This is a genomic window from Croceibacterium soli (genome assembly GCF_009828065.1).
GTDB lineage: Bacteria > Pseudomonadota > Alphaproteobacteria > Sphingomonadales > Sphingomonadaceae > Croceibacterium_B > Croceibacterium_B soli.
In genome coordinates this window covers 77,840-92,009 of sequence record NZ_WTYK01000002.1, presented here as the reverse complement: position 1 = coordinate 92,009, position 14,170 = coordinate 77,840, and the positions used below count along the sequence as shown (strand labels likewise).

Annotated in this window: 7 protein-coding genes; all 7 read left to right on the top strand. The window is 63.0% G+C overall.

What is annotated here, in order from left to right; all coding sequences use genetic code 11:
* Positions 1–8: 8 nt before the first annotated feature.
* The 7 genes from GRI75_RS03610 to GRI75_RS03580 all read left to right on the top strand — a co-directional run bounded on the left by GRI75_RS03610 (position 9) and on the right by GRI75_RS03580 (position 14,070).
* On the top strand, positions 9–1,613 hold the full coding sequence (locus tag GRI75_RS03610) for an FAD-dependent monooxygenase (RefSeq protein WP_160745603.1): 1,605 nt from the start codon (positions 9–11) through the stop codon (positions 1,611–1,613).
* 254 nt (positions 1,614–1,867) lie between these two features.
* A complete protein-coding gene (locus GRI75_RS03605; RefSeq protein ID WP_235911275.1) occupies positions 1,868–4,015 on the top strand; it encodes a TonB-dependent receptor in 2,148 nt (715 codons plus the stop codon).
* A 113-nt stretch (positions 4,016–4,128) separates the two neighbouring features.
* Positions 4,129–4,671, top strand: coding sequence for an RNA polymerase sigma factor (locus GRI75_RS03600; RefSeq protein ID WP_160745601.1), 543 nt, complete (start codon positions 4,129–4,131; stop codon positions 4,669–4,671).
* Positions 4,668–5,684 (top strand): FecR family protein, encoded by a 1,017-nt coding sequence (locus GRI75_RS03595; RefSeq protein WP_160745600.1) that lies wholly within the window; start codon positions 4,668–4,670, stop codon positions 5,682–5,684. Before GRI75_RS03600 ends, GRI75_RS03595 begins: the two co-directional genes overlap by 4 nt.
* Positions 5,685–5,830: 146 nt before the next feature.
* Complete coding sequence (locus GRI75_RS03590) at positions 5,831–8,932, top strand: TonB-dependent receptor (RefSeq protein ID WP_160745599.1); 3,102 nt, start codon at positions 5,831–5,833, stop codon at positions 8,930–8,932.
* A 3-nt stretch (positions 8,933–8,935) separates the two neighbouring features.
* Positions 8,936–11,317, top strand: a complete 2,382-nt coding sequence (locus GRI75_RS03585) for a hypothetical protein (RefSeq protein WP_160745598.1) — start codon at positions 8,936–8,938, stop codon at positions 11,315–11,317.
* The gene (locus GRI75_RS03580) at positions 11,314–14,070 is read left to right on the top strand and encodes a S9 family peptidase (RefSeq protein ID WP_160745597.1); all 2,757 of its coding nucleotides are present in this window, start codon (positions 11,314–11,316) and stop codon (positions 14,068–14,070) included. The genes GRI75_RS03585 and GRI75_RS03580 overlap by 4 nt, the downstream gene beginning before the upstream one ends.
* Positions 14,071–14,170 lie beyond the last annotated feature (100 nt).

Sequence of the window (14,170 nt, the reverse complement as noted above, 5' to 3'; positions counted from 1 at the left end):
CATAGGAGATGGACGAGCAAGTTCCGGTCGTGGTCGTCGGCGGCAGCCTCGTGGGGCTCTCCGCATCGGTCCTGCTCGCGCACCACCAAGTGCCGCATGTATTGGTCGAGCGGCATCGCGGAACGGCCATCCACCCGCGTGCCGCCTCGTTCCACCAAAGAACGCTCGAGATCTTCCGCAGCGTTGGCCTGCAGGACGCCGTGGAAGCGGCGGCGGAGCGCGAGTTCGTGCAGAACGGCGCCATCGTGGCGGTGGACAGCCTGGCGGGCAGGGAGCTCGCGTCCTTCTATCGCTCGTTCAACGAAGGCGTGGAGGACCTCAGTCCCGTACGCCGGCTCTTCATCACGCAGATCGGGCTCGAGCCGGTGCTTCGCCGGCATGCCGCCGGCCTTGGCGCCGACCTCCGCTATTCGACCGAAGTGACCGGGGTGACGCAGGACGAGACCGGAGTCACGGTGACGACTCGCGCGCGTGACGGCGACGAGGAGAGGCGCATTCGCGCACGCTACCTTATCGCCGCGGACGGAGCGCACAGTCCGGTCCGCAGAACGCTCGGCATTCCGATGCAGGGCAGGGGCGCGTTCGCCAAATGCGCAACGATCTATTTCAAGGCCGATGTGAGTTCGCTGTTGCGCGGCCGCAACCTGAGCGTCGTCTACGTCAACCAGCCCCGCATGCTGGCGTTCTTCAGGTTCTCGATCACGGAAGACGCCGGGTTCCTGGCGGTGTTTTCGACGTTCGACGAGCAGGGCGGGCGGGAAGACCTTCTGGAGCGCGAGCTGCCGTTCGACTCGTGCGCCGAGCTCGTGCGCGCGGCGCTGGGCGTGGCGGACGATTTTCCGGTGCTGATCGAGAACGTCCAGCCCTGGAGCGCGAGCGCGGAAACGGCTGCCGCTTTTCGGCAGGGCGACATCTTCCTGGCAGGGGATGCTGCCCACGTCATGCCGCCGACCGGGGGTTTTGGCGGCAACACCGGCGTGGCCGACGTTCACAACCTGGTCTGGAAGATGGCGATGGTGCTGGACGGCAGGGCGGATCCTGCCCTGTTGGACAGCTACGATGCGGAGCGCCGGCCCGTTGCTCACCTGACCGTGGAGCAGGCCTTCCGCCGCTACGTCGAACGGGTGGACTCCTCGCTGCCCGCCGAAGACCTGGCGCCGAACCTGCAGGATACGGCGATCGAGCTGGGCCCGGTCTACCGTTCCGGCGCGGTGGTCGGCGCAAGTCGCGAAGGCGCTTCGGTCGAAGCGCCCGAGCAGCCGAGCGGACGCCCCGGTACTCGGCTGGGGCATGCTTGGATCCGGCACGGCGGTCGCGATCTTTCGACCCTCGATCTCGTCGGCCGCGACTTCGTGCTGCTGGCCGGACCGGCGGGCACCGGCTGGATCGACGCCGCCGAAAGGTCGGGCCGTCTCGAAGCGCACCGGTTCGCCGATGAGCGGGACGTTGCCGGACTTGGCCTGACGAACGCTTCGGCTGTGATCGTGCGTCCGGACGGCATCGTCGGCTGGCGCTGCGACGAGTCCGCTAAGGACCACGATGCCGCGCTGAGAGAGGCATTGCAGCAGCTCACGGGCCGGTCGCCAGCGCCAGGCGCCATGCAGCAGTCGTGATCCGCCGAGCTAAAGTCGAAAGCCAGTTCTTCGAACCTGTCTCCAAGTGCTGATCGAAGAGCCTGCCAAGGAGATCTCGGTCGTCGGCGGCCTAAATCCCTCGCTTGACTTGGTAAAATTAGGTACATAGCTTCCGAAAACAAGCGGATGGCGTGTGCCGGCCCGCCAGGCCAGCCCGACCGTCCCGCCATGAGAGGAGGGGACGGGGCATGGGGACTGGGTTCGTACGTGGCACCTTTTTGGCAGGTGCTTCCTTGATCGCCGGCCTGGCCGCCGCCCCTGCCGCGGCGCAGGAAGCGCCCACTCCATCCGCGGCTGAGCAGGACGACGACGGCATCATCGTAACCGCCCTGCGCCGTAACGAGAGCCTGCAAGACGTTCCCGCCGCGATCACTGCGTTTACTGCCGCTTCGATCGAGGCGGCCGGCATCGAACGCCCGAGCGACTTCATCAATCTCACGTCGAACGTGACGCTGGTCGAGACGCAGAACGCCGGCAACGCCTTTATCGTCATCCGCGGCATTACCCAGGCGCGCAATTCCGAGCCTTCGGTCGCGGTGGTGATCGACGGCGTGCAGCAAGTAAACCCGGCGCAATTCAACCAGGAGCTGTTCGACATCGAGCAGATCGAGGTGCTGAAGGGGCCGCAGGGGGCGGTCTATGGGCGCAACGCGATCGGCGGTGCGATCGTCATCCGCACGAAGCAGCCGAGCGACGAGTTCGAGGGCCAGATCCGCACCGGCATCGACAACGGCTTCAGCTATTGGCTTCGCGGCGGCGTCAGCGGACCGATCAGCGACACGCTGCGCTTCCGCCTCGCCGGCTCCTGGCTCGACAGCGAAGGCTTCCTGGACAATCCCTACCTCGGCGAGAAGGCCGATCCCGTGGAGGACCTTTCGGCCCGCGGCACGCTGCTGTGGACGCCCACTGACGCTTTCACGGCCGACTTGCGCGGATCGTTCAGCCGGCTGCGGACTCAGGCGCTGTACTTCAACATCGTCGACGACGTGAACGACACCAGCCTGCCGATCCGCGTCAACAACCCCGGGCAGAACGACCGCGACATGGAGAACGTCGCGCTTCGGCTGAGCTGGGAGACCGAGGCGGGGACCTTGAGCTCGGTGACGAGCTACGACACGCTCTCGGAAATCCTCACGGGCGACTCGTTCAACTTCCTGCCGATCGAGGAATCGCTGTTCTTCTTCCTGTTCGGCTTCGACCTCAACCAGAGCCAGTTCCTCGACGTCGAGGCGATCAGCCAGGAAGTGCGCTTTACTTCGCCAGAAGACCGGCCGTTCCGCTACATCGTCGGCGCCTATGCGATCGACACCAACCGCTTCATCTCCACCGGCAACATGATCGACACCGGCAACGGCGTGTTCCCGGTCTTTCGCTCGCCCAGCACCAATCCGCTCAACCCCCAGGCGACCTTCCTCGCCGACCGGCAGAACAACTTCGCCTGGGCAGTGTTCGGCAACGCCAGCTACGACTTTACCGAGCAGCTCTCGCTCGACCTCGGCCTCCGCTACGACCACGATCGGCGCCGCAACACGACCCTCACGCCCGCCGGCTTCCTGCCCAACGTTCCCGGCTTTCCGCAGGGCCAGACCGGCGAGGTCCGCAGCGTCTCGTTCGACGACCTGCAGCCCAAAGTGACGCTCACCTGGGAGCCGACGCCGACCGTCACGGTCTACGGCGGCTACAGCCGCGGCTTCCGCAGCGGCGGGTTCAACCAGACCGGCGTGGGCGCCGTTGCCGCGTCCAACGGCATCGTCGGGGTCGGCGACATCTTCCAGGCGGAGACCGCCGAAACGCTTGAGATCGGCGCCCGCACTTCGTTCCTCGACCGGCGCGTTTCGCTTTCCGCGAACGCTTATACGACGCGGAACGAGAACAGTTACTTCTTCGTCTTCCTGGCTGCCAATTCGACCCAGAACCTCGGCAATATTCCCGAAGCGCGGATCAGCGGCTTCGAGCTGGAGGCACGGGCGCGGCCGGTCAAGGGGTTGGAGCTCAATGCCGCGCTCGGCTACACCGACAGCAAGATCACCGAATTCGCCGACCCGACGGTGATCGGCAACGAGCTGCCGCTGATCTCGCGCTATACGGTCAACCTCGGTGCGCAGTACCGGGCCCCGATCGGAGCGTCCGATCTCGGCGTGCTGGCGCGGCTCGACTATCGCCGCACCGGCCGCACCTGGTGGGAGCCGTACAACACCACCAGCCGCGATCCGATCGACCTCGTCGACGCGCGGCTCGGGCTCGAACACGACAGCTGGTCGGCAACGCTGTTCGCCGAAAACGCCTTCGACGAGGAGTACAACGCGGAGTTCTCGCCCGGCGGCTTCGTCTTCAAGGCGCGCCCCCGGCGCTACGGCCTGGAGTTGAGCTACCGCTTCTGAACCCGGCGCTCCGGCGGGGCGGGCACGGCGCTGTTTCACATCGAGACGGCCGCCACTTTCATGGTATTGCTATTCCGGTCCGAAGTGCTCCACACTGCGCGTGGGAGAGGATCGTGAAACGCGAACCCGTGCCGATGACGAGCCAAGCCGCTGGGAAGAGCCCCTTCCTGGACGAGCTCTATCGTCTGCACCAGGGGGAGCTGTGCGCTTACGTGCGCCGCAAGTTCGGCAACGGGCCGCCCGAACCCGAGGACGTGGTGCAGGCCGCGTTCCTGCGGTTCGCCGCCACGCCCAACTGCAGCGAGATTCCCAACCCCGCGGCCTATCTCAAGCTCACGGCCCGCAACCTCGTGATCGACGCGCACCGCCGCGACGGGACGGCCAGAGTGGCCGCGCGGCATGTCCGCATCGTGGAAGAGAATAATCACGATTCGAGCGCCGAGGACGTCTTATCATCGAAACAGGAGCTGGAGCGTCTGGCCGTGATCGTCGCCGAGCTTAAGCCCAAGGAACGCGTGGCGTTCCTGCTGCACCGCATCGACGGCCTCGGCTATGCCGAGATTGCCCGCCGGATGAGGATATCGGAATCCGGCGCGCGGCTGCTGGTCAACAAGGCGCTCGAGACCTGCGTCGCGCGGATGGGCAAGCCCCGATGACCACCGTCACCCCTCTGCGCCCCGGGAGTGGGCCCAGCAGCGCGCAGGACCAGGCGCGCGACTGGGTCCTGCGGCTCGACGAAGAGCCCGCCGCCGCGGCCGAGTGCGACGCCTGGCGCTCGCTCGACCCCGCGCACGACCAGGCGTTCCGCGAAGCCGGCAGGGTCTGGGACATGGCCCCGGCGCTCGAAAGCCTGATCGGCGAGGACTGGCGCAGCGAGGCCGAGGCCCTCGGCCGCTCCCCGCTGAGCCGCGCCCGCGAATGGGCGGTGCGCGGGAAGGGCCGCTTCGTCCTGCCCGCAGCCCTGGCCGCCTCGCTCGCCCTCGCGGTCTTTGTGCCCGGCCTGTTCCGGCCGCCCCCTGTCGAGGTCGAGACCACCGTCGCCCAGACCCAGCTCCTCCCCCTCGCCGACGGCAGCCGCGTCACCGTCGGCGCCCGCTCCGACGTGCAGGTCCGCTTCAGCGACGACGAGCGCCGGGTCACCCTGGCCAGCGGCCAGGCCTTCTTCGACGTCGCGCCCGATCCCGCGCGCCCGTTCGTGGTCCACGCCGGCAAGGCCGAGATCCGCGTGACCGGCACCAAGTTCGACGTCCGCCGCATCGGCGACGACGTCGAGGTCTCCGTCCTCGAAGGCCGGGTCGAGCTGCGCCGCCGCCGGCTCGCCGGGCTCCTGCGCGAGAGCGAGCCGGCGCGCGTGCTCGGGGCGGGGGAGGGCTCCGTGCTCGACGAAGGCCGCGCCTTCACGCCCACCGCCCCGGCGCCGGTCGTCCCCGGCGAGTGGCGCAGCGGCCGGCTGTACTATTCCGAGGCCCCGATCGCCGAGATCGTCGCCGACCTGCAGCGCTACAGCACCGTCCCGATCCGCCTGGCGGACCCGGAGGTCGGCCGCATGAAAGTCACCACCTCCTTCCGCTCGAGCGACATCGACCGCTTCGTTGCCAACCTCGAAGCCGCGCTGCCGGTCGAGAGCCGGCGCACCGCCGACGGAGCGATCACGCTGTCCGCCCGATGACGGTTCGATGACGCTTCGGTTACGCTTCGGTTACAGGGCGATGACGATTTTTCTGCCGATCGGCGCCCCTCCTTCGTTTGAGTGAATGAGGGGCCACAGAACGCCCCCGGGCACGAGAGTGCCGCTCGAGAGGAGGGGGGAAGAGGATGAACACACGGTCGAACAGCATCGGTGCGCGGCGCGGCCGCTGGCTTGCCTGTGCGGCGGCGGGGGCGCTCGGCATAGCCACGCTCGCGGCGGCCGCGCCGGCGGCGGCGCAGGAGAGCAGCCAGGCATTCCGCATCGAGGAGCAGCCCCTGGCGGACGCGCTGCTGAAGGTCTCGCGCCAGGGCGGCGTCGACATCATGGCCCCCGAGGCCGTGACCCGCGGGCGAACCGCCCCGGCCGTGTCCGGGCGCATGACCGTCCCCCAGGCGCTCACCCGCCTCCTCGCCGGCACCGGCCTCCGCTTCCGCCGCTCCGGGGACAACGGCTACCTGATCGAGAGTGCGGAGGGAAACGCCCCCGCCGCGGCCGCCGATGAGCGGACCGCGGCGAAAAGAGCAACGGCATGGAAGGAGGGGGGCGTTGCTGAAATCCTCGTGGTGGGAAGTCGATCGCAAAACGTCGATATTCGGCGGACCGAGGATGATCCTCAGCCCTATGTTATCATCAACCGAGAGCAGATTGATCGCACAAACGCGCAGGATACGGAGGATCTGCTGCGCCAATTGCTGCCGATGGCCGCTGGCACGGTGAGCGGCAAGAGCGGCGAATCCAATCAAGGAGCGTCGAGCACGCTGGATCTGCGCGGCCTAGGGCCACGCCAGACGCTCATCCTGATCGATGGCCGCCGCGTAGCCTCGCGTGGCGCGTTCGGCAATCAGGAACAGACGGACATCAACAGTATCCCCTTGGGCGCGATCGAACGCATCGATGTGCTGCCCTCGACCGCGTCCGGCATTTTTGGCGGCGGCGCAACCGGCGGCGCAGTCAATATTGTATTACGGAGCGATTATGAAGGCCTTCAGGCGCAACTTACTTATGGCAACGCATTTCGGGGCCAGCCGGAAACCCTGCGAATCGACCTGTCAGGCGGGGTGACATTCAACAATGGCGACACGAATATCATGTTCTTCGCCAGCCATGCCGACAAGGATACGTTGCGTTTCAATGACCGCAATTTTTATTCGCGCGGCATCGAGACGATCCTCGCGAACAATTCGAACTCGATCTTCAATGCTGCGTCGCCGCCGCTCGGTGCGACGACGAACATCCGGAGCCAGACCGGCGCGATCCTGACACTGCGACCCGAGTTCGGAGGCGGATCTATCGGTTCGTCGCGGACATTCGTGCCCTACGGCTATCTCGGGCCCGCTTCCGACGACGGGGCAGGCCTCATAGCCAATGCCGGCAACTACGATTTCGACATGGCTAATACCGCCCAGACCAACGGTGGCGGCCGACGCAGTCTGTTAGCCGGGTCGAAGCTCAGCTCGCTGAGTACGACGTTACGGCATGAATTCGACTCCAGTTTCGCTGGCTTTGCGACCATTTCCTATTCGGATAGTCAGTCCCATTTCGAGGGCGGGCAACAAAGCGGAGCGACGTTCGCGCTTGCCCCAGGCGCGGCAGGCAATCCGTTCAATGAAGCAATCCGCGTTACCGTTCCGCTCGTCGGGACCGACGAGCAATTGTCATCTCGGAACAAGAGCCTCCGTGCGGTGTCCGGCGTGACCTTCGACCTGCCGGGCTCCTGGAAGGGCGCGGCCGATTACACCTGGAACAAGGCGACTTTTGAATCCCGGACGATGAACACGCTCAACGGTCTCCAGACCGCGCGAGTGATCAGTGGCGCCATCGATGTCTTTAGCGACTTGAACCTGACCCCCGATGTCTTCGCCGAGTTCGAACGGCCGACCAACGAGTTCGGACCTGGCAAAACCATATTCAACGCGGCGGCACTGAGAGTTGGCGGGCCAATTCAAGTCAGCCTGCCGGGCGGCCGTCCCAATTTCTCCGGTATCCTCGAATACCGAACCGAAGAGCTCAAACCGTTCGTCGCAGCGACGACGCGCTATAATGGCCGATCTCAGGATGTGATCAGCGGTTATGGTGAATTGACTCTGCCGCTTATCAGCGAAGTCAATGCCATTCCTGCTATTCACTCGCTGACCGCGCAGGCGGCCGTTCGAACCGAATGGTTTCGGAGCACGACGTCCAATGTCGTCGGCCTGATTGATCCCGCGCCCCTGACCGAAACGCGTTCGAAGCTCCACTCGACCAACCCGACACTGGGGCTCGAATGGAAGCCCGTTCGCGATATCGCGCTTCGCGCCAGCTATAGCACCGGATTCCTTCCGCCGTCGCTGACCGAGCTGTCTCCAGGCGAGCCCTTTCTCTTCGATGCCGCGCTGTTCCAGTTGTTCGGTATCACAGACCCCGATCGCGGCGATGAAACGCTCAGGGACGTTCTCCTGATCTCGGACAGTGCCACGAGCCTGCGTCCCGAAACGTCCAGGTCGACATCCTTCGGCATCATTCTGACGCCGCGCTTCATCCCGGGATTGCGCTTCTCGGCCGATTACACCCGCATCCGGAAAAAGGATGCGATCGCCAATATCCTAGACATCACGACGCAGGCCGGCCTGCTTCAGGTCCTTGCTTTGGCTCCCGATCGAATCATCCGCGACACGGATCCGAGTACCTTCGGCCCATTTGGCGTCGGACCGATCATTGCCGCTGACACAGGACCGCTCAATATTTCGAGATATAAGGTTGACGCGCTCGACCTCGCGCTCTCGCAGACGCTTTCCACCTCTTTCGGCAAGTTCGAGATCCAGGGGCGGGCGACGCATGCCATCAACAATGTCACGATCATCATTCCCTCAGCCGATCCGGTCGAGCGCGCCGGGCTGGTCGACAACCCCAAATGGCGTGGTTATGGGACGCTGACCTGGACTCATAAGCAATTTAGCATCAGCTGGACTAGCAATTGCACGAGCGGATATTACACTCGCCCCAATCGCATCGTCGATCCGAACCTGAACTCGGCCCGCGTTCCGTCGCAAATGTATCATGATTTGTTCGTTCGCTATCGGCTGAGCCCGAGTTTTCTGAAGTCGGCCGAGATCCAGGCAGGCGTGCGCAACATCTTCGACAAGAAGCCACCAGCCGAAATCCAGAGCGGCATCGGTTCGCCCTATTACAGTCGCTGGGGTGATCCTCGCGGTGCCAACTATTATCTGACGTTTCGCGGCGAGATCTAGGCAATGACTGGCAAGGCCAAGTGCACCGCATGGTGCCGTACGGGGGCCGGCCTGTTGCTGGCTTGGCACTGCGCTGCGGCGGCCGGCGCGGTTCAGGCGTCGCCCGCAACCTCCGTGGCGCGCTGGACGGTTGAGGATTCCATTGCCCTGCAAAGCATCGTCACCGACTGGGCCGAGCCGTCGGTGCGGGGTAGGGACGGCCCGGCGCAATTTTCTCCGGACGGTAGCCGCTACTTTGTCGTGACGTACAGTGGAGAGTTGGCCTCCGACCGAAGTGTTTACAGGCTCTCCGTCTACTCGCGTGCTCAGACCGCCGACTGGTTGCGGGGTAGGCTCGATAACGTCCAACCAACGCATGTCTTCGAACGGGGCAGCCGGCTGCGCAGCACGGTAGGCTCGGCAGCGATTTACGTGCCGCGGTGGCTAGACGACTCGACCATCAGCTTTATCGGCGTCGATGAGGTCGGGATCCGCCGTGTCTGCCGCTATGACCTTCGCACTGGCCGCGCGCCCGAGTGCATCTCAGGTTCGGCCAGTGTCGCGGAAATTGGCGGTCAGGATTATGTTGCTCGCGGCAGCACGACCTTGTTCTTCACCGTGGAACTACATCGTTCCAAGCCGCGTGATTACCCATTCCAGCTCCTGGATGCCGAGACGCTTTATGATCTTGCGGGACGCGACGGGATCAGCGTGCTCAGTGCCAATAGCTGGACAATGCATGCGTCCTACAAGGGCGCAGCGCCGAGGCCGATCGTCTCTGCTTCGATAGATTCCGAGCGAGGAGGAGCGCGCTCCGGCCCGTGGATCTCTCCGGATGAAAGATGGGCCGTCATGGCCTTCCAGCCGGACGGCCTCACCAAGCCCGCCGACTGGAACGCTTACCCATTTGCCACGTCGGCGCTCCGCTACATATTGTTCGACCTTGCCACGGGCGAGCGGCGGACCTTGACTGACTTGCCGCTAGCGGCGGCGCGGATCCGCGCCAATCCTTCGCCCTTTACCACGAAGTTTTACACCAGAGCCAGTTCCTTCTGGTCCCACGACAGCTCGCATCTGCTTCTGTTCAATATAGCGGGATCGAGTGAGTCCCGACCAGACAAGACCTCTCAAATCGTCGATTATAACGTTGCCACTGGCAAGAGCCGGGTTGTTGAGACGCTCGCTGACGGGTCGGGTCTCCGAGCGGATCCTGAATGGATCGACGAAGGAAAGCGGCTGAAGGTCCGCTTTGAAGCCAAGGGCGGCAAGAGCTGGGTCCGCCACTACAATTTCACAAGCGCTGGTTGGCTAGTCGGCGATACAAACCAGAGGAAGGGCGGGCCACCGGTTGACGAACTCACATTCACCGTCCGGGGAGGGCTCGGCGAACCGCCGCGCCTTTTGGTTGAGGGCTATGGCAAGGAGCGGGTACTTTTCTCTGCCGGGCCGGCATCAAGCCTCGCCAAGATTCGGCCATTCGAACGCATCGATTGGACCGATGAAGCGGGGAATCCTGCCTATGGCTATTTGGTCCGGGGCAGGCCAACTCCAGGACAGTCTCCGCGCCTCATCGTCCAGTTCCTGGGCTCCACCAAGGATGATTTCGCACCGGATGGCATAAGCGGAACGGCTGACGCAGCTCAGTTGCTCGCGGCTAACGGCTTTACCGTATTCCTGATGCAGGCTGCCGGGGGCTATGGATCGGGCCGCGAAACGCAATCGGAGATCATTTTGACCCCGTCGGAATTTCCGGCGCAGGTGCTGCGCCTGGACTCCGCGGTCGATGAGTTGAAAAGGAGAGGTCTCGCGGCTGATTTGCCAAGCGGGCTTATCGGCTTCTCCCGTACCGGAACCTATACCTATTATGTAGCGACGCATCCGGGGCGAACGCCGGTCGGTGCCGCCATCGTGTTCGATTCCATCACAAACGGATACAGCCAATATGTTTCGATGGCGGCGACGGCGACGGAGGACGTGCAGTCAACCAGCCACTACGCTTGGCAATTCGGCAATCGCAAAGCCTTCTGGTGGAACAAGGTTGCCTGGCTCGATGCGCCCGAGTTCAATCTGGACCGACTGAAATCCCCGATCCTTTTCCATGTGACCGGCAATCCGATCTTATGGGACGCTCATTCGACGATCGGCGCGTTCAAGCTCGCTCGCCGTCCCATCGAATATCATTATCATCCGGGGGCCGCTCACGTTCTGCAAGCGCCTGCGGAGCGTGCGGCGGCCATGCGTTCCACGCTGGACTGGATGCGGTTCTGGCTCCGTGGCGAGGAGATCGAAACTCGCGAAGAGGACCGCGCCCGAAAAGAGCGATGGGAATCACTCAAAACCGATTGGACAAAGGTTCAGCGCGAAGAAGCTGCCACTGCTTCTTTCGATGGGGAGCAAGCAGGATGATGTCGAAGTTCTTCGGAAGAGTCCGCGTGGTCGCGTTGGTACTTGGCTGTACTTCGCATCATGCGCCTACGGAAGCGGAAACGTTGAGGCGAGTGACACCGGCCGTCGCCAAGCAATGGAAGCATGTTTCTTCCGAACAATTGAGTCCCAATGGAAAGTGGCTCGTCTATCTGGCTGCTTCCGTTGGCGGCGGCGGCTCGACGCTGGTGATCAAGTCGGTCCATGGCTCGACCGAGCGTCGCATTGAGCTTGGCAAGTCCGACGAGGCCGAAAGCTTTTCTTTGTCGCCGTCTGGCAGATGGGTCGCGTTCCGTAGGCACGGTTCAACGGGCAAGGCAGGCACAGCGGTCGTCGTCACAGCACTCGATCTTGAAACCGGACGGTCCTGCGATTTTCCCGATGTCAGCACCTTCGATCTCTTGGGTCCCACCGAGCAGATCGTGTTGATCTCCAAGTCAAGCGAGCACAGCTCCACCGCGAGCATTCACCGCCTTTGTGGCGGCCCTGCCGTCAACTTGGGAATGGTCAAAGAGGTCTCGACCAATACGGCCCGGGACCGTGTCGCCTGGACGGATGGGGGGCAGATCAACGAAATGGATCTACGCACGGGCGTCAGGCGTACACTAGTCTCCGGCGGTGACGCTTTCGAGGGTCTGACCTGGGCCTCGACAGGCGATGCAATAGCGGCCGTTCGCAAAGATTCGACAGCGTTGGTGGCGATCACGAGCCTGGAAAGCGCGCGGCCTACCGTCCATGTCGTTACGCCAAAGGATCTCGCAACTTTTCCTGCCGACTTCGGGATCGTCGCGGGGCTTGAATGGCGCAGCGACCGGCAGGGCTTGTATGTTCCTATCCGAAAGCTCGGCCATCAGGCGAAACGGAACGGCGTCCCGGGTGTCCGGTTGTGGCACGGCGGAGCCGATTATCTTCCAGCCGACAAGCGCCGCATCGACGACCAGAACCGGCCCGACTGGGGTTACATCGACCTGACTGCACCCCGTTTTATTCGACTGACGAACGGCCACCTGGCAACAGTCGAGCGCCATCCGTCAGCGGCAAAGATCCTCGCTTACGATGTCGGAGCATACGACTGGGTCAATTATATGCAGATCGGCGTCGCCTCGGCCGCTCCGCAGCGTCGCGACTATTCTCTCGTCGATCTGAAGGACGGAACGCGTGAGCGCATCCTGACGGGCCACCGGATTTGGGCGAGGTCTGGCGCGTTTGTATTGCCGCAATTATCGCCCGATGGGCGTACGATCGTCTATCAGGACGGCAAGGGCGATATAATCGTCCGCTCGGCGGAGACTGGGGCGTCGCGCAATGTGACGGCCGAACTTCCCACCAGATTCTACTTTCCCGAGAATGACCCTAAGCGGGACTGGTTCTTGAAAGACGTTCATGAACAAGGTCAGCCGCGTATCCAGGGTTGGAGCACTGACCGCGCTCATGTGCTCGTTTCTGACCATTACGACGTTTGGGCTTTGCCGCTTGGGCAAGGCAGCGCCTTCAATGTCACTGGCGATGGCCGCACCAGCAACAAGTGGTATCGGCGCGTAGTGCTCGATAGCCCAGTGCAAACTCGTGTGAATGGAAGCCCAAACCCGGTCGACTTCAATCTTGAAATCTATTTCGAATGGTTTGATCTCGACACGGGTGAACAAGGTATTGCCCGCTGGGATCCAGACAGTCGGAGGTTGAATCAGCTTCACTCCGAATTTGCCGACCTGAACTACTTCAAAGCACGGGATTCGAAATCCATGTTCGTGTCCCGGGAAACGTCAATCGAGGAGCGTGCAATCCATAAGGTCGTCGCGGGCTGGAAACCCGGCACGACGCTAACCAGAATCAATCCGCAGAAAAATGATTATCTGTTGCCGGCTCCAGCACGATATCTGACCTACCGAACTGAGAGTGGATCGGAAAGGCATGCACTTCTCTATTTGCCCGTCGGCTACAAGAAGGGCCGATCCTATCCGACTATTGTCGAGATCTACAAAAGATTCTCCCCTGCGACCCACGACAATCGCCCGCCGACGAGTTACCTTTTCCCTTACCTGAACGCCGGCTTCGCCGTGCTGCTGCCCGATATCGTTCCGCAACTTGACGATCCGGGAGGCGCGGCCTTGGAAGACGTCAACGCCGGCATCGACGCCGCAGTTGCTACGGGCGCAGTCGATCCCCAGCGTCTAGGTTTGATGGGCGAATCGTTCGGTGCGTTCGAAACGAACTTCATCGTGACGAAGACGAACAGGTTCAAGGCCGCCGTCTCGAAGGCCGGCGTGTCCAATCTTTGGAGCCATTGCAACGGCGCCTATGACGAGAAATGGCCACTCACGCCCGGGTGTCAGCGTAGCCAGCCCTATCTCAGCAAGCCGTGGTGGGAAGGATGGAACGACATTCTGCGCAATTCGCCTTTGTACCATGCAAGGAGCATCAAGACACCGCTTCTCTTAGGCCATGGCAGTGAAGATGATTCGGTGTCGTTTGCCCAGTCGGTGGAGTTATTCAATACGTTACGGGCGCTTGGAAATGAGAATGTCGTGCTCATCGAGTACCGTGGTCAGTCGCACACCTTTGACGATGCGACTTACGCTGACTTCGACGGACGGGTGATTGAATTTTTTGGGCATTTCCTGAAAGGCGAAAACGCACCACTTTGGTGGAGCAACGGCGGGTCATTGTACGAAGGGGAGGTTCCGAACCTCGAACTACCTGGGGGTACAACCGAGACAGCTTCCGTTGCCCACTAGCTGTGCGACCTCTCCAACTGAGGAAGCCGTAAGGTGAGGGCGCTGTTTGAGGTTACGGTGACGGGGTTCAGTACGACTTACACACAATCTGCACTGCCGC

What these genes read in the sequence shown, in the direction of transcription:
- GRI75_RS03610 (WP_160745603.1), top strand. Translation starts at nt 9, where the DNA reads ATGGACGAGCAAGTTCCGGTCGTGGTCGTCGGCGGCAGCCTCGTGGGG.
- GRI75_RS03595 (WP_160745600.1), top strand. Translation starts at nt 4,668, where the DNA reads ATGACCACCGTCACCCCTCTGCGCCCCGGGAGTGGGCCCAGCAGCGCG.
- GRI75_RS03590 (WP_160745599.1), top strand. Translation starts at nt 5,831, where the DNA reads ATGAACACACGGTCGAACAGCATCGGTGCGCGGCGCGGCCGCTGGCTT.
- GRI75_RS03585 (WP_160745598.1), top strand. Translation starts at nt 8,936, where the DNA reads ATGACTGGCAAGGCCAAGTGCACCGCATGGTGCCGTACGGGGGCCGGC.
- GRI75_RS03580 (WP_160745597.1), top strand. Translation starts at nt 11,314, where the DNA reads ATGATGTCGAAGTTCTTCGGAAGAGTCCGCGTGGTCGCGTTGGTACTT.